Origin of the sequence: Paracoccus xiamenensis, from assembly GCF_011308835.1 — a bacterium.
Lineage (GTDB): Bacteria > Pseudomonadota > Alphaproteobacteria > Rhodobacterales > Rhodobacteraceae > Paracoccus > Paracoccus xiamenensis.
This window is the reverse complement of sequence record NZ_JAAOHY010000007.1, coordinates 1-18,489: the sequence shown is the minus strand read 5'-3', so window position 1 is coordinate 18,489 and position 18,489 is coordinate 1. Positions and strand designations below refer to the sequence as shown.

Here is an 18,489-nt window from a genome sequence, read left to right as displayed (position 1 = left end):
TTGGGGCGGCTGGTTGTGCCGCCCCGTTTCTGACGAACTGAAAGGGCCTCCATGCGCCGTATTTTCCTTTGTCTGCTGCTGATCTTTGCCGCGCCCGCCTGGGCGCAGGATCTGCAAACGGTGCTGGACGCCAATCGCGACCAGATCGAAAAGCCCTCGCGCCAGACCATCGGGCCGGTCATCAATGAGATCGCGGCGAGCGGCGATGGTGCCGTGGCTTTCCTGGAGGCTTGGGCCGACCGCCGCATCGGCATGGCCGAGGACGGGCGCTTCGCGATCATCGACGGCGAGGCGGCCATCGATGCCGTGACCGGCGCAGCCGTGACCGGCGATGTGAAGGCGCTGCGGCCCAATTCCGGCGTGCGCGGGCTGATCGCGGCGGCACTGGTCCCGGCGCTACTGGCCGATCCCGACATATCGCGTCGGCGCGCCGCACTTGATGCGCTTGGCCGCGACGCGACAGCGGAACATCTGCCGGCGCTGCGGGCTTCGCTGGACGATCCGGACCCCGGCCTTGCCGCCCGCAAGGCGCGGCTGGAACGCCTGCTGACCATCCGCTTCGATCCCGATCCCGCCGCCCGTGTCGCCGCCATCAAGGGCTTTTCCGGCGATACCAGCACCGATCTTCAGGCGGCACTGAACCCCCTGCTGGCGAGTTCGCGGATCGCCGCGACCGAACTTCCGGCGGACGCGAATGTTCTGCAGCAGCTTTCCGTCGGCAGCGACCTGACCCGCGACGAGGCTTATCGCCTGCTGGTCGATGCGGGCCTCGCCCGTCCGCGGCTGAGCGATGCCGAGCAGAAAGCCGCGCTTGCTGCCAATCTGGTTGACGGGCAGGTCGGCAACATTCCCGTCGCCAATCTGGACAGCCCCGACGCCCGCGACCGCGCCTATCGCGCGCTTGCCGCTGCCGGAACCGTCCCACCCGCTGCCAGCGCCGAGGATGTTGACGCGGCTCTCGACAGCTACGTCTTCGCGGATGTCTATGTCGAGCCCTCGGCAGAGGTCACAGATGCCGCCCGCGCCACGCTGAACGGCCTTGTCTTTCGCGAGCGTGCGCAGCAGGGGGTGGACCTGACGCTTGACGCGCTGTCGCTGGCATCCATCTATTTCCTGGCCGCGATCGGCCTTGCCATCACCTTCGGGGTGATGGGCGTCATCAACATGGCGCATGGCGAGTTCATCATGATGGGCGCCTATACCGGCTATGTCGCGCAGACATTTATCGCCAACAAGACCGCCTCGCTGATCGTGGCGCTTCCTGCGGCCTTCATCGTCACCGCGCTGGCGGGGATCGTGCTGTATCGCCTTGTCATCCGCCATCTGATGCACCGCCCGCTGGAAACGCTGCTGGCCACTTTCGGCGTGTCCATCGCGCTGCAACAGCTTGCGAAGAACATCTTCGGCACCCAAGCCCGCCCGCTGACCGCGCCCGACTGGCTGGGCGGGTCCATCGGCTGGGGAGAGATCGTCTCGATTTCCACCATCCGCGTTGCGATTTTCGTGTTGGCGCTGCTGTTTTTGTGCATGTTTCTGTACATCACCAAGCGCACGCGGATGGGGCTGAACATGCGTGCGGTCACGCAGAACCCCGGCATGGCGGCCAGCATGGGGATCAACCCCGACCGGGTGGCCATGCTGACCTTTGGCCTTGGCTCTGGCATCGCCGGGATCGCGGGCGTCGCCATCGGGCTGTTCGCGCAGGTCACGTCAGAGCTTGGGCAGGGCTATATCGTGCAAAGCTTCATGACCGTGGTCGTGGGCGGCGTCGGCAATATCTTGGGGACGCTGGCGGGTGCTGCCATGATCGGCGGGCTGCAGAAGGGGATCGAGGTTCTGAACCCCGCCAATACGCTGGCCGCGCAGACCTGGATGATCCTGTTCATCATCATCTTCATCCAGTTCCGGCCTCGCGGCATCTTCCCGACCCGCGGCCGCTTTGTGGAGGGCTGATCCATGCTGATCCGCAAATATCCGTCGGTGCTGATCTTCCTTGCGGTGCTGGCCGTCTTTACGCTGATCGTCACGATCATGTCGCAGGCTTATGGCACCGGCGCGATCCCGACCTCTACGATAAAGCTGTTCGGGAAGACCTTGTGTCTGGCGCTTGCCGCGCTCGCGATGGATGTGGTCTGGGGCTATGCCGGGATCCTCAGCCTCGGTCACATGGCTTTCTTCGCCCTTGGCGGCTACATGATCGGCATGTGGCTGATGTATGCCCGGACCGAGGAGATCGTAACGGCGACACTGGCCAATGCGCCGATCCCGCCGACACCCATCGAGGTGCAGGAGGGCATTGCCGGCCAGATCTTCGGCGTTGTTGGATCGACCGACCTGCCGCTGGCATGGAGTTTCGCGGGCAGCCTGCAAATCCAGCTTCTGCTGGTCTTGCTGGTGCCCGGCATCTTCGCCTTACTGTTCGGCTGGCTGGCCTTCCGGTCTCGGGTCAACGGCGTCTATCTGTCGATTCTGACTCAAGCGATGACACTGGCACTGGCGCTGTGGCTGTTCCAGAACGATAGCGGTTTTCGCGGCAATAACGGGCTGTCGGGGTTGCAGAACATTCCCGGCCTGACCGATCTGCCGCAATCCACGATTTCCATCTGGTTCCTCTGGGCTTCGGCGCTGGCGCTCGGCGTCACCTATGTTCTGGCAAGCTGGCTGGTCAGCGGCAAGTTCGGCAGCGTCATCCGCGCCATTCGCGATGACGAGGCGCGGGTCCGGTTTCTGGGTTATTCGGTTGAGGGCTACAAGCTGTTCATCTTCACCCTGACAGCCATGATCTGCGCCATTGCGGGCGCGCTGTATTACCCGCAGGCCGGCATCATCAACCCGGCAGAGCTGGCGCCCATTGCATCCATCTACCTTGCCGTCTGGGTCGCCATCGGCGGGCGGGGCCGCCTGTATGGCGCGGTGATCGGGGCGATCTTCGTGTCGCTGCTGTCCAGCTGGTTCACCGGCGGCAAGGCACCCGATGTGAACCTTGGTTTCTACACGATCAACTGGGTGGACTGGTGGCAGGTTCTGCTGGGCGTGGCCTTCGTGCTGGTCACGCTGTTCGCGCCGCGTGGGCTGTCATCCATCATCGACGCCGTGGCGGGGCTGCGCCACCCGATGCGGCGCGGCAAGGATCTCGGCCCCGATCTGGGTGCCCTGCGCGAGAAGGAGGCCGAGGCATGAGCGATCTTCTGGAAGTCTCCGGCATCTCCAAATCCTTCGACGGGTTCAAGGCGATCAACAACCTGTCCTTTTCCATTGCTGAGGCGGAACTGCGCGCCATCATCGGCCCGAACGGTGCTGGCAAGACCACCTTCATGGACATCGTCACCGGCAAGACGCGGCCCGACGAGGGTCAGGTCCGCTGGGGTGAGCTGTCGCGATCCTTGCTGCGCATGTCCGAGGCCCAGATCGCCCGCGAAGGCATCGGCCGCAAGTTCCAGCGCCCGACCGTGTTCGAGGATCAGAGCGTCGCCGACAACCTGACCATGGCACTGAAGGCGCCTCGCGGCGCGTTTTCGGTGCTGTTCTGGAAGGCAGGGAAGGCCTCTCGCGCGCGCGTCGAAGAACTGGCGGCCGAGGTAGGACTGGCCGAGCATCTGAACCGCAAGGCCGGAGAGCTGTCCCACGGTCAGAAACAATGGCTGGAAATCGGCATGCTGCTGGCGCAGGAGCCTCGGCTTTTGCTGGTCGATGAGCCGGCGGCGGGCATGACGCTGGCGGAACGAGAGCAGACGACGACACTGCTGAAACGGCTGGCGGAAACGCGGGCCGTCGTCGTGGTCGAACATGACATGGAATTCGTGCGCCGCCTGAACTGCAAGGTGACGGTGCTGCATCAGGGGGCAGTGCTGGCCGAAGGCTCGCTTGACCATGTGTCGGCCAATCCCGACGTGATCGAAGTCTATCTGGGGCGCTGAGATGATCGAAGCTGAAAACGTCACCCTGCATTACGGCGGCAGCCAGATCCTGCATGGCGTGTCCTTGCTGGCCGAACCCGGCCGCGTCACCTGCGTCATGGGCAATAACGGGGTCGGCAAGACCAGCCTGATGAACCTGCTGGCGGGTCGGCATCCGCGATCCGGTGGCGAGTTGCGGCTGATGGGCGAACGCCTTGGCCGCGTCACCGCGCAGGAAATGGCGCGGCGTGGGGTGGGCTATGTCCCGCAGGGCAGGGCGATCTTTCCGCTGCTGACCGTGCGCGAGAACCTTGAAACCGGGTTTGGCTGCCTGCCTTCGGGCACACGCAAGGTGCCGGATGAGATCTATGACAGTTTCCCCGTGCTTGCCGAAATGGCCAGCCGGCGCGGCGGCGATCTGTCGGGCGGGCAGCAACAGCAGTTGGCCATCGCGCGGGCCTTGGTCATCAAGCCGAAAGTGCTGCTTATGGACGAGCCGACCGAAGGCATCCAGCCCAATATCATCGCCCAGATCGGGCGTGTGATCGCGGCCCTGCGCGACCGGGGCGACATGGCGATTGTGCTGGTCGAACAGTATTTCGATTTCGCCTGGGATCTGGGCGACAGCTTCAGCGTGCTGGAACGCGGGCAGGTGGTAATGTCCGGTCCGAAGGCCGATCTGCAACGCGACGTTCTGCACAACCGTCTGGCAAACCTCGCTGCCGCTTAGGGTCAGCCCGCGCGGGGCTTTATCTTGGCGGCAAGCCGGTTCATGCTGGTCGGGTTGAGCCAGAGTGAACCCATGTCCAGCCCGATCCGCTTTCTTCTGAACGATGCCGAAGTGACCCTGACCGAGGTCGCGCCCGACGATACGCTGCTGGATTTCTTGCGCCTGAACCGTCACCTGACCGGCACCAAGGAAGGCTGCGCCGAGGGCGATTGCGGGGCCTGCACGGTGCTGGTCGGGCGGCTTCACGATGGTGCGCTGCGATACGAACCGATCAACGCCTGCATCCGTTTCCTCGCCGCCTGCCATGGCTGTCACGTTGTGACGGTAGAACATCTGGCGCGTCAAGGTGAATTGCACCCGGTCCAGCAGGCCATGGTCGATCATCACGGCAGCCAATGCGGTTTCTGCACCCCGGGTTTCGTCATGGCGCTTTATGGGCTGTGGATGGGCAATCCAGATCCGTCCGTCGTCGAAATCGAGACCGCGCTTCAGGGCAACCTGTGCCGCTGCACCGGATACGAGCCCATCGTGAAGGCCGCGCGCGCCGCCGCAGCCGCAGGCGGGCAGGCGATGGATGCGCTGACGGTCGAGCGTGACGATGTAACCGCGAAGCTGGCCGCGATCCCGCCCGGCGCGGATGTGAGAAGGGACGGCAAACGCGCCATTCTGCCCGCCGATACGGACGGCTTCGCGCAGGCGCTGCTGGACAACCCCGATGCCACCATCATCGCGGGCGCGACCGATGTGGGCCTTTGGGTGACGAAGTTCCTGCGCCCCATCGCGCCTGCCATCTTCATCGGCCATCTGATGAAAGAGGTCGACGTTTCCGCCGACGAAATCCGCCTTGGCGCTGGCGTCACCTATTCGGAGCTCCTGCCAGTAGTCGAAGAAACCATGCCGGAACTGGTCGACTATATCGAACGGATCGGCGGCTGGCAGGTGCGCAATGCCGGCACCATCGGCGGGAATATCGCCAACGGCTCTCCCATCGGGGAAATGCCGCCACTGCTGATCGCGCTTGATGCGCGGATCGTTCTGCGAAAGGGCGATGAGCGGCGCGAGATCTCGCTGGAAAGCTTCTTCATCGAATATGGCAAGCAGGATCGCCAGCCCGGCGAGTTTCTGGAAAGCATCATCATCCCTCGCCCGCCGGGACGGATCGCGGGCTACAAGGTCTCGAAACGGGCGCATTCGGACATTACCGCCGTCGCCTGTGCTATCATGGTCCATGAGGAACATGGCATGATAACCAACGCCCGCATCGCCTTTGGCGGCATGGCCGGCATCCCCAAACGCGCCACAAAGGCCGAAGCCGCCCTGCGCGGCCGCCCCTTCGCCCGCGACACGTTCGAGGCCGCCGCCCATGCCGTGGCCGAGGATTTCACGCCGCTGTCCGACTGGCGCGCCAGCGAAGGCTATCGCAGCGCGGTGGCGGGCAACCTGATCCGCCGCTTCTGGCTGGAACAGGATGGCGAGGATGTGCGCCTGTCCCGCGCCGTGGGGGAATGAGATGAAGGACCGCAGCGAAACCACCACCGTCACCGGCCTCGCCCATGAAGCCGCCGCGCATGAATCGGCGCATCTGCATGTGACCGGACGGGCCGATTACACCGATGATCTGCGCGAACCTGCGGGCACGCTGCATGCCGCGCTCGGCCTGTCGAAATGCGCCCATGGCCGGATCGTGGCGATCGATCTGGATCCGGTGCGTTCCGCCCCCGGCGTGGTCGCGGTGCTGACGGCGGCGGATATTCCCGGCCCCAATGACATCAGCCCGAATGGCAAGGATGACGATCCCATTCTGGCCGACGGTGTGGTCATGTTCTGGGGCCAGCCGATGTTTGCGGTGGTGGCCGAAACCCGCGATCTCGCCCGCCGCGCGGCGGCTTTGGCGAAGATCGAATATGAGCCATTGCCGCATTACCTGGACCCCATCGCGGCGCGGGACGGTGGCATGGATTACGTCACCGATCCGCTGACGCTGAAACGCGGCGATGCGCTGGCGGGGCTGGCAAATGCGCCGCGCCATGTCTCGGGGCGGTTGCGCGTGGGCGGGCAGGACCATTTTTATCTAGAAGGCCAGATCGCCATGGCCGTGCCCGATGCGGAAGGGGTGGAGGTGTTCGTCTCGACCCAGCATCCCAGCGAAGTGCAGCATATGGTCGCCCATTCGCTTGGGGTGGCGTCAAACCGCGTCGTTGTCACGGTCAGGCGCATGGGCGGCGGCTTTGGCGGCAAGGAAACGCAGATGAACCAGTTCGCCTGCATCGCGGCCATCGCGGCGACACGGCTGAACCGCCCGGTAAAACTGCGCCCCGACCGTGACGAGGACATGTCTGCCACCGGCAAGCGCCATGATTTCGTCATCGACTACAAGGCAGGCTTCGACAATGACGGCCGCATTCTGGCGGTCGAGGGCGATTTTCATGCCCGCTGCGGCTTTTCGGCCGATCTGTCCGGCCCGGTCACCGACCGGGCGCTGTTCCATGCCGATAACGCCTACTACTATCCCGATGTGCTGCTGCGCAGCCACCCGCAGCGCACCAACACGGTCAGCAACACCGCCTTTCGCGGCTTCGGCGGTCCGCAGGGCGTCATCATGGCCGAACGGCTGATCGAAGATATCGCCTATGCCACCGGCCTTGACACGTTGGAGGTGCGAAAGCGCAATCTGTATCAGAACGGCCAGCTGACCCCCTATCATCAGCAGATCGAGGACCAGATCCTGCCCCGCATCTTCACCGAGCTGGAGGCGAGCGCGGATTACGCCGCGCGCCGTCAGGCGGTGTTGGACCATAATGCCAAAGGCGGCGTGATCCGGCGCGGCATCGCGCTGACGCCGGTCAAGTTCGGCATCAGCTTCACCGCGACTTGGTTCAATCAGGCGGGCGCGCTTGTGCATGTTTATAGCGACGGCTCGATCATGGTGAGCCATGGTGGGACCGAGATGGGGCAGGGTCTGCATACCAAGATCGCGCAGGTCGTGGCCGAGGCGTTTCAGGTCGATCTTGGCCGCGTCAGGGTGACGAAGACGACGACGGAAAAGGTGCCGAATACCTCGGCCACGGCGGCGTCCAGCGGTACCGACCTGAACGGGATGGCGGCGCTGGATGCCTGCGAACAGATCAAGGCGCGGCTGACGGCCTTCGTCGCGGATGCCAAGGGCGTCACCGCCGATCAGGTCAGCTTCATCCCCAACCATATCCGCGCCGGCACCGAGGACATTCCCTTCACAAAGGCGATCCACATGGCCTATCTGGCCCGCATCCAGCTGTGGTCGGACGGCTTCTATGCCACGCCGAAAATCCACTGGGACCGCGCCAAGGGCACCGGCAGGCCGTTTTATTACTTCGCCTATGGCGCAGCCTGTTCCGAGGTCAGCGTCGACACGCTGACCGGCGAATATGTGATCGAACGCGTCGATATCCTGCATGACGTGGGCCGCTCGCTGAACCCGGCCATCGACAAGGGGCAGGTCGAAGGCGGCTTCGTGCAGGGCACCGGCTGGCTGACCAGCGAGGAGCTTTGGTGGGACGACAAGGGGCAGCTGCGCACGCATGCGCCATCGACCTACAAGATCCCGCTGGCCTCGGACCGGCCGAAGATCTTTAACGTGACGCTTGCAGATTGGTCGGTGAATGCCGAGCGCACCATCAAGCGTTCCAAGGCCGTGGGAGAGCCGCCCTTGATGTTGGGAATTTCCGTGTGGGAGGCGCTTGGCCATGCCGTCGCATCCGTTGCCGATTACAAGGTCGCCCCGCATCTGGACGCGCCCGCGACGCCCGAGGAAGTTCTTAAAGCCGTCGAGCGCATCCGGGGCCGGGCATGATGCTGATACGCGGGCGGGTCCTGTCCTTTCACGCCGACCCGGCGGAGGTAGAGGACAGCTTTATCTATATCGAAAACGGCGCGGTGGTGGTCGATGGGGGGCGCGTCGCGGTGGTGGGTGAATACGCCAATCTGCGGCGTGACGGCGTCGAAGAAATCGACCACCGCCCGCATCTGATCCTGCCTGGCTTCATCGACCCGCATATCCATTTCCCGCAGGTGCAGGTGATCGCCAGTTGGGGCGCGCAGCTGCTGGACTGGCTGCGAGACTATACCTTCCCCGAGGAAGCGCGCTTTGCCGATGCGGACCATGCCGCGCGTATGGCGGGTGCCTTCCTCGACCAGCTTCTGAACAATGGCACCACAACCGCCTGCGCCTTCGGATCTGTTCATCCGGGCAGCGTCGATGCGCTGTTTACGGCGGCAGAATCGCGCGGCATGGCGATGCTTGGCGGCAAGGTGATGATGGATCGCAATGCGATCCCGGCGGTGCAGGATACGGCGCAATCCAGCTATGACGACACCAAGGCGCTGATCGACCGCTGGCGGGGGCGCGGGCGGCTGACCTATGCGATCACACCGCGCTTTGCGATTACCTCGACGCCGGAACAGCTGGCGGCGGCTGGGGCGCTGGCGGCGGAATATCCCGATCTGCCGGTCCAGACTCACCTGTCCGAGAATTTGGCCGAGATCGACTATACGCTCAGCCTCTATCCGCAGGCAAGCGACTATCTGGACGTTTATGACCGGTTCGGGCTGCTGGGGCCGCGCAGCCTGATGGGCCACGCGATCCACCTGTCTGACCGCGAGATCGCGCGGATGGCGGAAACCGGGACAAGGGCGATCCATTGCCCGACCTCGAACCTTTTCCTCGGCTCTGGCCTGTTTGACGAGGCGGGGTTGCGCAAGGCCGGCGTGCTCACGGGCGTGGCGACCGATGTGGGCGGGGGCACCAGCTATTCCATGCTGCAGACGCTGAACGAAAGCTACAAAGTGCTGCAGCTTCGCGGCCAGAACCTGCCGGCGCTGCAGGCTTTCCACTGGGCCACCCGCGGCAATGCCATCGCGCTGGGGATGGAGGAGCGCATCGGTACGCTCGCCCCCGGTAGCGATGCCGACATGGTGGTGCTGGACGCGCGCGCCACGCCGGCGATGGCGCTGCGGGCCGAACGGATCGAAACGCTGGCAGAAGAGCTGTTCCTTTTGCAGATCATGGGCGATGACCGCGCGGTGGTGCAGACCTATGTCGCGGGGCGGGGGATGAAGCCCGGCTGATTATCAGGATTTCCCGATGGCTGCTTCAGCCTGACCGCGGCGCGAAACCTGTTGGCAAAGCGGCATGCGCGCGCTTCACTGGCGTGCCAATAACGCGGAGACCGACATGACCGAGCGCAGCTATTACGCACCAAATGGCGGGCTGCCGCCGCAGACCCAGCTGCTGACCGATCGCGCGATGTTCACCGAAGCTTACGCGGTGATCCCGAAGGGCACGTTCAGCGACATCGTAACCTCGTTTCTGCCGTTCTGGGACAAGGCGCGCTTCTGGGTGATCGCGCGGCCTTTGTCGGGCTTTGCCGAGACCTTTTCGCAATACATCGCCGAGGTACTGCCCGGCGGCGGCAGCGACCGGCCCGAAACCGAGGCAGGCGTCGAAGCGGTGCTGTTCGTCGTCGAAGGCGAAATTACCGTGACCGTCTTGGGCAAGACCGACCGTCTGGAGCCGGGCGGATACGCCTATATCCCCCCCGGCGCGGAATGGAGCCTGAAGAATACCAGCCAAGCCCCCGCGCGTTTCCACTGGATCCGCAAGGCCTATCAGTTTGTCGAGGGGCTGGACGCGCCCGACCCGATCATCGCCAATGAGACCAATATAGAGCCTACGGTGATGCCGGATACGAACGGGGTTTGGGCCACGACGCGCTTTGTCGACCCTGCCGATCTGCGCCATGACATGCATGTGACTATTGTCACCTTCCAGCCCGGCGGCGTGATCCCCTTTGCGGAAACGCATGTGATGGAACACGGGCTGTATGTGCTGGAGGGCAAGGCCGTCTATCGCCTTAACCAGGATTGGGTCGAGGTCGAGGCCGGCGATTTCATGTGGCTGCGCGCGTTCTGCCCACAGGCCTGCTATGCCGGCGGGCCGGGGCCTTTCCGCTATCTGCTGTACAAGGACGTGAATCGCCACATGGCGTTGGCACGTTGATCTGCGATTCATGACAATTGCGAAGCAGTTTTCTGGCAAAGGCGAAAATCGGTTAAACGTCGCCTTTGCCTAAATAACTGAAATCAATAAAATATATAAAGATTTCAGGGTCGCGGAATGCGATCCGAAAAGCAACCTTCAGGCATTAAAGTCGCGTTACACTACTGTGACATAACCGCGCGGATAACCGTCTCTCTGCCTGTATTGGGGGCAGTAGGCGACCCCCTCGGCCCGATATTGCGCCCCATAAGCGCGCGATATCTGGCCAGGATCCCTGTGCGGAGGTGAAAATGACCATGGCAGCCGGTCGGGGCGGCCCAAGAACAAGAAAAATGCCACAGCTCATAACGGGGATACCGCAATGGCAACTGATGTAACGGCGAATTCCGTCGATGAAGTTCTTCCACCGGCCAAGCTGTTCACGCTGGGTTTGCAGCATGTGCTGGTGATGTATGCGGGCGCCATTGCGGTGCCGCTGATCGTGGGCCGGGTGCTGGGCCTGACGCCTGAACAGGTTGCTTTCCTGATTTCGGCCGACCTGTTCGTTTGCGGGGTGGTGACGATCATCCAGTCCTACGGCTTCGGAAGCTGGTTCGGGGTGCGGCTGCCGGTGATGATGGGGGTGACCTTTGCCTCGGTCGGGCCGATGGTGGCGATTGCGCAGCAATATCCGGGCATCGAAGGCGCGCGGATGCTGTTCGGGTCAATCATGGCCGCGGGCGTGATCTCGATGGTGATCGCGCCGCTGATGTCGCGGCTGATCCGCTTTTTTCCGCCCATCGTGACGGGGACGATCATTCTGGTGATCGGCGTCAGCCTGATGCGGATCGGGATCAACTGGATCTTCGGCCAGCCCAATTCCGCCAAGCTGATCAACCCGGACTGGCAGGCCTGGGTCGCGGGGGCCTCGGCGCTGCCCGGTGCGGCTCCGCTGCCCGAGGGGTTCCGCCTGCAGGCGACTGTTGACAGCCCGAACTATGCGACCATGCAAAACATGCTGATCGCTGCGGTCGTGCTGGTGACGATCATCCTGATCATCAAATATGCGCGCGGCTTTCTTGCCAATATCGCCGTGCTGGTCGGCATTATCGTCGGTGCGATCATTGCCGCTGCCGCCGGGCAGATGCATTTCGATCAGGTCGCCTCGGCCGGGTGGTTCGCGCTGATTACGCCGCTGCGCTTTGGCATGCCGATCTTTGACCCGATCATGATCCTGACCATGGTGCTGGTGATGATCGTGGTGATGATCGAATCGCTGGGCATGTTCCTGGCGCTGGGAGAGATGTGTAACAAGCGCCCCACGCAGGCAGAGCTTGCGGCCGGTTTGCGCACGGACGGGCTGGGCACCTTCATCGGCGGGCTGTTCAACACCTTCCCCTATACCTCGTTCAGCCAGAATGTGGGGCTGGTGGGCGTTACGGGCGTTCGGTCCCGCTATGTCTGCGTCGCTGGTGGCATCATCATGATCGTGCTGGGACTGGTGCCGAAGATGGGCGCCTTGGTCGAGGCGCTGCCGACCGTCGTGCTGGGCGGGGCCGGGCTGGTCATGTTCGGCATGGTCGCCGCGACCGGCATCCGCATCCTTTCGGCGGTGGATTTCAAGGATAACCGCCGCAATGCCTTCATCGTCGCGATTTCGCTGGGCATGGGGATGATCCCGCTGATCGCCCCCGACTTCAAGATGCACATGCCCCACGCGATCCACCCGCTGATCGATTCCGGCATCCTTCTGGCCTCGCTGACGGCGCTGGCGCTGAACATCGTTTTCAACGGCGCGCATGCCGTGACCGAGGACGAGCTGCGCCATGCCAGCATGCAGGCAGACGGCGGCCATTAAGGCATCAAGAACACGGAACGGGGCAGGGGGCGCTGCGTCCTCTGCCCCGTTTGGGCTAACAGGGCTTGCCCTGCGCGGGCGATCCACCCACAAAAGAGCGGCAGAAGAACTCCGCCGAGGGAAAAGGGAAGAAGATGACCGAATATGTGCAGAAATCCGGCCTTCAGGTCGCGGCCGAGCTGGCCGATTTCGCCGAAAACACCCTGCTGCCGGGCTCTGGTGTGGCGCCTGCGGATTTCTGGGCCGGGCTGGCCGATCTGGTCGCCCGCTTCGGGCCGAAAAACGCAGCGGCGCTGAAGACACGGGACGAGCTGCAGGCGGCCATCGACAAATGGCACGTCACCCATCGCAACGCGCCCTTTGACGCGGCGGCTTACCGCGCCTTTCTGGAACAGATCGGCTATCTGAAACCCGAAGGCCCGGATTTCAGCATCGACACAGCGAATGTGGACCCGGAAATCGCGCTGGTGTCAGGCCCGCAGCTGGTGGTGCCGGTGATGAATGCGCGTTTCGCGCTGAACGCCGCGAATGCCCGCTGGGGCAGCCTGTATGATGCGCTGTATGGGTCGGACGCCATGGGCAGCCTGCCGGCCAGCAAGGGCTATGACGCCGCGCGCGGGGCCGAGGTGATCGCCTGGGCCAAGAATTTCCTGGATCAAGCAGTGCCGCTGAACGGCGCCAGCCATGCCGATGTGACCGGCTATAGCGTCAAGGACGGTCAGTTGGTCGTCGCGACCGGCAAGGGCGATGTGGTGCTGGCGGATCCCAAGGCTTTTGCGGGCCATATCGGTGATGCGGATGCGCCGGGCGGCGTCGTTCTGGTCCATAATGGGCTGCACATCATCATCGACATCGACCCGAGCCACACGATCGGCAAGGCTGACCGCGCGGGGGTCAGCGATGTGCGGCTGGAATCGGCGATGTCGGCGATCATGGATTGCGAGGACTCGGTCGCTGCCGTCGACGCTGCCGACAAGGTGGTGGCCTATGGCAACTGGCTGGGCCTGATGAACGGCACGCTGGAGGAAACCTTTCAGAAAGGCGGCAAGCCGGTGACCCGCCGGCTGGAGGACGACATCGCCTATACGGCACCCGACGGATCGGCGGCGAAGCTGAAGGGCCGGGCGCTGATGTTCGTGCGCAATGTCGGCCACCTGATGACCAACCCCGCCGTCCTGACCGCTGACGGTAACGAGGTGCCGGAAGGCATTCTTGATGCGTTGTTCACCACCACTGCATCCCTGCACGATCTGAAGGGCAAGCAGCTGAACTCTGCCGCGTCGGTCTATATCGTGAAGCCGAAGATGCACGGCCCCGACGAGGTGGCGCTGTCGGACGAGATCTTCGGCGCGGTCGAGGATATTCTGGGCCTGCCCCGCTATACCATCAAGATGGGCATCATGGATGAGGAGCGCCGGACCTCGGCCAACCTCAAGGAATGCATCCGCGCCGCGCGGCACCGGGCTGCGTTCGTCAATACCGGCTTCCTCGACCGGACCGGGGATGAGATCCACACCTCGATGGAAGCGGGCGTGATGAAGCGCAAGGCGCTGATGAAGAACGAACCCTGGCTGTCCAGCTATGAGGATCGCAATGTCGACATTGCGCTGGCTTGCGGCTTTCAGGGTAAGGGCCAGATCGGTAAGGGCATGTGGGCCATGCCCGACCGCATGCATGCCATGCTGGAAGCCAAGATCGGCCACCCGAAATCGGGCGCGAATTGCGCTTGGGTGCCGTCGCCCACCGCGGCCACCCTGCACGCGACGCATTACCATCAGGTCAACGTCAAGGACCGTCAGGACGAGATCAAGAAGATCGCCCCGCGCCGCAAGCTGGAAGAACTGCTGACCATCCCGCTGGCGCCCTCGAACCTGTACCCCGAGGATGAAATCGACGCCGAGATCCTGAACAATGCGCAGGGTATTCTGGGCTATGTCGTGCGCTGGGTCGATCAGGGTGTGGGCTGTTCCAAGGTGCCGGATATCGACGATGTCGGCCAGATGGAGGACCGCGCGACCTGCCGGATCAGTTCGCAGATGCTGGCGAACTGGCTGCATCATGGCGTGGTGACCGAGGATCGGGTGATGGCGGCGATGCAGAAGGCGGCGGCCATCGTGGACCGCCAGAATGCTGGCGACGCGGCCTATTTGCCAATGGGCGACGGCTCCAATTCGCTGGCCTTCCAGGCGGCCTGCGATCTGGTCTTCAAGGGCCGCGAACAGCCCTCGGGTTATACCGAGCCGCTGCTGCATGCCTATCGCCGCAAGTTCAAGGCCGAACGCGCCGCCTGATCGGGCGCGCCCAACGAAACGCCGCGCCGGCACTGGCGCGGCGTTTTGCTTTGTGCGAAACCGGGCTTAGCCTTTCAATAATATCTGTATGTTGGCATGGCCTACCTGGATAACGTCCGCACCTTCATCCGCGTCTTCGAGCTTGGCTCGATGTCGGCAGCCGCGCGGGATCTGCGCATCTCGGCTGCCGTGGCCTCGTCGCGGATATCTCAGCTGGAAGAACATCTGGGCGTGCGGCTGTTCCTGCGTACCACGCGAATGCTGAACCCGACCGAGCAGGGGCAGATTTTCTACACCGGCGCCATCCGCATTCTGGAAGCCGTCGACGATGCCGAGGCCGAGATCAGCGACGTGACCGAAAACCCGCGCGGGACGTTGTATATTGCGGCGCCCTTGGGCGTGGGTCAGCGGCTGATCGCGCCCGCCGTGCCGAAGTTCCGCGAGAAATACCCGCAGGTGAATGTCCGCCTTCGCCTGTCCGACCGGCGGTTGGACATCACCGCCGAAGGGCTTGATGCGGCTTTCATCATTGGCCAGCCCGAGGATTCATCGCTGCGCATCCGCAAGATCGCCGATTGCGCGCGGATCCTCTGCGCCTCGCCCGATTACATCGCAAGGCGCGGCCAGCCGCGCAGCAGCGCCGATCTGGTGGGCGACAAGCATGACTGTCTGAACCTGCGCTTTCCCGGCGCGCCGGAATTCCAATGGCCGCTGCAAACGCCCGAGGGGGTCAAGCGCATCGCCGTTACCGGCCCGCTGGAATGCGACCATGGCGAGGTGCTGACCAATTGGGCGCTGGATGGCTTGGGGATCGTGCTGAAGCCGGTCTTTGAAGTGACCGAACATCTGCGCGCCCGCCGCCTGATCCCCGTGCTGCCGAAAGAGCCGCCGGTTTCTGTCCAGATGGCCTGCCTTTATGCGCACAGGCGACGGCAGGACCCAAAGGCGCGTCTGTTCATCGACTTCATGGTCGATCACATCCTGCGCGCCCTGCCAGACGCGCCTTAGCTGCCGCGATAGGTCGAATAGCTGTAACCCGACAGCAGCAGTGGCACGTGGTAATGGCTGCCTTCCGACATCGTGAAGCGCAGCGGGATAAGGTCCAGAAAATCCCGCTGGCCCAGATAGTCGCCAGCATGGAAGACCAGCTCGTAAGTGCCAAGGGCGAATTCGGCCTCGGGCAGGATCTGCTGATCGGTGCGGCCATCGGCATTCGTGGTCACGGTCTTCAGCAGGGTGCGGGCGTCGCCCTCGATCCGGTAAAGGTCGATCACCAGCCCTGCGGCCGGCCGCCCTGCCGCCGTGTCCAGCACATGTGTCGTCAGATAGCCTGCCATCGTATCCCCCATTGGTTTGCCCCACTTTGACCGCTTTCGGACCTGACGCCCATAGGAAACCAGCGATAAGCTGCTTTCGCAAAAATGCGAAAGTCATTGCGGCGCGGGCGGGTTACAACCGGTCGAAAGACGGAGGGAAGTTGATGAATCGTTATCCTCGTGACATGCGCGGCTATGGGGCCAATGCGCCAGATGCGAAATGGCCGAATGGGGCGAAGATCGCCGTGCAGTTCGTGCTGAACTATGAAGAGGGTGGCGAAAACAACGTGCTGCACGGGGATGCCGCGTCCGAGGCCTTCCTGTCCGATATTGCCGGGGCCGCCCAATGGCAGGGGCAGCGGCATTGGAACATGGAATCCATCTATGAATACGGCGCGCGGGCCGGGTTCTGGCGGCTGCACCGGCTGTTCACCGGGGCTGATATTCCGGTCACGATCTACGGCGTGGCCTCTGCGCTGGCACGCAGCCCCGAACAGGTGGCGGCGATGAAGGATGCCGGTTGGGAAATCGCCAGCCACGGTCTGAAATGGGTCGAGCACAAGGACATGTCCGAGGCCGATGAACGCGCCGCTATCGCCGAGGCGATCCGCCTGCATACCGAAGTCGTGGGCACCCCGCCCGAGGGCTGGTATACCGGGCGTTGCAGCGCGGGCACCGTGGCGCTGACGGCGGAAACCGGGCAATTCGCCTATATCTCGGATACCTATGACGACGACTTGCCCTATTGGAAGCGGATCGGCGGGCGCGATCAGCTGATCATTCCCTATACGCTGGAAGCCAATGACATGCGCTTTGCGACCGCGCCCGGCTATATCACCGGCGAGCAGTTCTATCAGTATCTGAAGGATGCTTTTGACGTGCTTTATGCCGAAGGGCAGGCGGGCGCGGCCAAGATGATGAGCATCGGCCTGCATTGCCGCCTGATCGGACGGCCCGGCAAGATGGCCGGACTGAAGCGCTTCATCGACTATATCCGCGGCTTCGACGGCGTCTGGACGCCCCGCCGCATCGACATTGCCCGGCACTGGGCCGCGGTGCATCCGCCGGTCGCGTTCGAGCGCCCCTCGGAAATGGACCGCGACAGCTTCGTTGCCCGGTTCGGCAGCATCTTCGAGCATTCGCCCTGGATCGCCGAACGGGCCTTCGAGCTGGAACTGGGCCCCGCCCATGACAGTGCCGTCGGGCTGCACAATGCCCTGGCGCGCATGTTCCGCAGTGCCTCGGAACAGGAACGGCTGGGAGTGCTGACGGCCCACCCTGATCTGGCGGGCAAGCTGGCGGTTGCCAAGCGGCTGACGGCGGAATCGACGGCCGAACAGGCAAGCGCGGGCCTCGACGCGCTGACCGATGCCGAGCGAACCGAGTTCACTGCGCTGAACGACGCGTATGTGGCAAAGCACGGCTTCCCCTTCATCATCGCCGTGCGCGATTACGACAAGGCCGGGATCCTTGATGCCTTCCGCCGTCGAATCGACAACGACCGCGACACCGAATTCGCCGAGGCGGCGCGCCAGGTCGAACGCATTGCTGCCCTGCGGCTTGCGGCCATCCTGCCCTGAACATGCCCATGAACCAGCCAATCACAATCGTCGCCGAACCACTGACCGCCGAAGCCTTCGCGCCTTTCGGCGAGGTATTGCAGATCGCCGGTGCGCCTGACCGGATCATCAATCAAGGTAAATGCGGGCGTTATCACGACCTGGCCGGCATGGATTTCACACCCGAGGCCGGCGGCCGCGCCGGGATCAGCCTGTTTCAGGCCGAGCTGCGCCCGATGCCCTATCTGCTGGACCTGTTGGAACGCCACCCGCTTGGCTCGCAGGCGTTCATTCCGATGTCGCCGTCGCGCTTTCTGGTCACCGTGGCCGAGGATGACGGCGGTAAGCCCGGCCACCCGCGCGCCTTCATCGCCGGGCCGGGGCAGGGCGTGAACCTGCGGCGCAATGTCTGGCATGGGGTGCTGTGCCCGTTGGACGGCACTGGCCTTTACGGCGTGGTCGATCGCATCGGTGAGGGGGATAACCTCGAAGAGCATTGGCTGGAGGACCCGATTACGGTGACTGGGTAGTGCGGCTTATTGCGCGCCGTCCCACCTGCCGCGGTGATTCTTGGTGATTCTGTTTTTGCTTGTGTTTCGCGTGGTTTTTGCTGGGCGGGTTGTTTGGTTTTTTCGTTTAAAATCAGCATGATATGATTTTATTTCGATTTTGTGTCGGAATTGGGTTGCGGGTTTTTTGTGTGGGGCCTAGATACCCGCTCACCGAAACGGACTGGCGGGAACGCTGGAAGGGGACGGGGAGGCGCGAAGGTGCTGCGGACGAAAAAGTTGAGATTGTGTCTTGACGGATTTGGAAGTGGTTCTTA

14 protein-coding genes are annotated in these 18,489 nt (G+C 63.5%); 13 read left to right on the top strand and 1 reads right to left on the bottom strand.

Annotated features, from left to right (window positions below):
* Positions 1-51: 51 nt before the first annotated feature.
* The 11 genes from urtB to G7044_RS13950 all read left to right on the top strand — a co-directional run bounded on the left by urtB (position 52) and on the right by G7044_RS13950 (position 15,796).
* A complete protein-coding gene (gene urtB / locus G7044_RS14000; protein ID WP_166329942.1) occupies positions 52-1,953 on the top strand; it encodes an urea ABC transporter permease subunit UrtB in 1,902 nt (633 codons plus the stop codon).
* Between the two features lie 3 nt (positions 1,954-1,956).
* Entirely contained in the window at positions 1,957-3,180 is a 1,224-nt protein-coding gene (gene urtC / locus G7044_RS13995) for an urea ABC transporter permease subunit UrtC (protein WP_166329940.1), read from the top strand.
* Positions 3,177-3,917: an urea ABC transporter ATP-binding protein UrtD gene (gene urtD, locus G7044_RS13990; RefSeq protein ID WP_166329938.1), complete on the top strand. Its 741-nt coding sequence runs from the start codon at positions 3,177-3,179 to the stop codon at positions 3,915-3,917. The genes urtC and urtD overlap by 4 nt, the downstream gene beginning before the upstream one ends.
* A gap of 1 nt (position 3,918) precedes the next feature.
* Positions 3,919-4,626: an urea ABC transporter ATP-binding subunit UrtE gene (gene urtE / locus G7044_RS13985; protein WP_166329936.1), complete on the top strand. Its 708-nt coding sequence runs from the start codon at positions 3,919-3,921 to the stop codon at positions 4,624-4,626.
* Positions 4,627-4,698: 72 nt separating this feature from the next.
* Entirely contained in the window at positions 4,699-6,135 is a 1,437-nt protein-coding gene (xdhA, locus tag G7044_RS13980; protein ID WP_166329934.1) for a xanthine dehydrogenase small subunit, read from the top strand.
* A gap of 1 nt (position 6,136) precedes the next feature.
* Positions 6,137-8,455 (top strand): xanthine dehydrogenase molybdopterin binding subunit, encoded by a 2,319-nt coding sequence (gene xdhB, locus G7044_RS13975; RefSeq protein WP_166329932.1) that lies wholly within the window; start codon positions 6,137-6,139, stop codon positions 8,453-8,455.
* A complete protein-coding gene (guaD, locus tag G7044_RS13970) occupies positions 8,452-9,729 on the top strand; it encodes a guanine deaminase (protein ID WP_166329930.1) in 1,278 nt (425 codons plus the stop codon). The genes xdhB and guaD overlap by 4 nt, the downstream gene beginning before the upstream one ends.
* A 106-nt stretch (positions 9,730-9,835) precedes the next feature.
* On the top strand, positions 9,836-10,660 hold the full coding sequence (locus tag G7044_RS13965; protein WP_166329928.1) for a bifunctional allantoicase/(S)-ureidoglycine aminohydrolase: 825 nt from the start codon (positions 9,836-9,838) through the stop codon (positions 10,658-10,660).
* A 361-nt stretch (positions 10,661-11,021) separates the two neighbouring features.
* Positions 11,022-12,497 carry a nucleobase:cation symporter-2 family protein gene (locus tag G7044_RS13960; RefSeq protein WP_166329926.1) on the top strand — a complete coding sequence of 492 codons (1,476 nt, stop codon included), beginning with the start codon at positions 11,022-11,024 and terminating at the stop codon, positions 12,495-12,497.
* A 134-nt stretch (positions 12,498-12,631) separates the two neighbouring features.
* Positions 12,632-14,788 (top strand): malate synthase G, encoded by a 2,157-nt coding sequence (locus G7044_RS13955; protein ID WP_166329924.1) that lies wholly within the window; start codon positions 12,632-12,634, stop codon positions 14,786-14,788.
* A 96-nt stretch (positions 14,789-14,884) separates the two neighbouring features.
* Complete coding sequence (locus G7044_RS13950) at positions 14,885-15,796, top strand: LysR family transcriptional regulator (protein ID WP_166329922.1); 912 nt, start codon at positions 14,885-14,887, stop codon at positions 15,794-15,796.
* Here G7044_RS13950 and uraH read toward each other — a convergent pair.
* Complete coding sequence (gene uraH, locus G7044_RS13945) at positions 15,793-16,125, bottom strand: hydroxyisourate hydrolase (protein ID WP_166329920.1); 333 nt, start codon at positions 16,123-16,125, stop codon at positions 15,793-15,795. The genes G7044_RS13950 and uraH overlap by 4 nt on opposite strands.
* Before the next feature lie 143 nt (positions 16,126-16,268).
* Between uraH and puuE the strand changes: the two genes are divergently transcribed.
* Both puuE and G7044_RS13935 read left to right on the top strand, forming a co-directional pair.
* A complete protein-coding gene (puuE, locus tag G7044_RS13940) occupies positions 16,269-17,684 on the top strand; it encodes an allantoinase PuuE (protein ID WP_166329917.1) in 1,416 nt (471 codons plus the stop codon).
* An 8-nt stretch (positions 17,685-17,692) separates the two neighbouring features.
* Positions 17,693-18,193, top strand: coding sequence for an ureidoglycolate lyase (locus tag G7044_RS13935; RefSeq protein ID WP_166329915.1), 501 nt, complete (start codon positions 17,693-17,695; stop codon positions 18,191-18,193).
* The last annotated feature ends 296 nt before the right edge of the window (positions 18,194-18,489 follow it).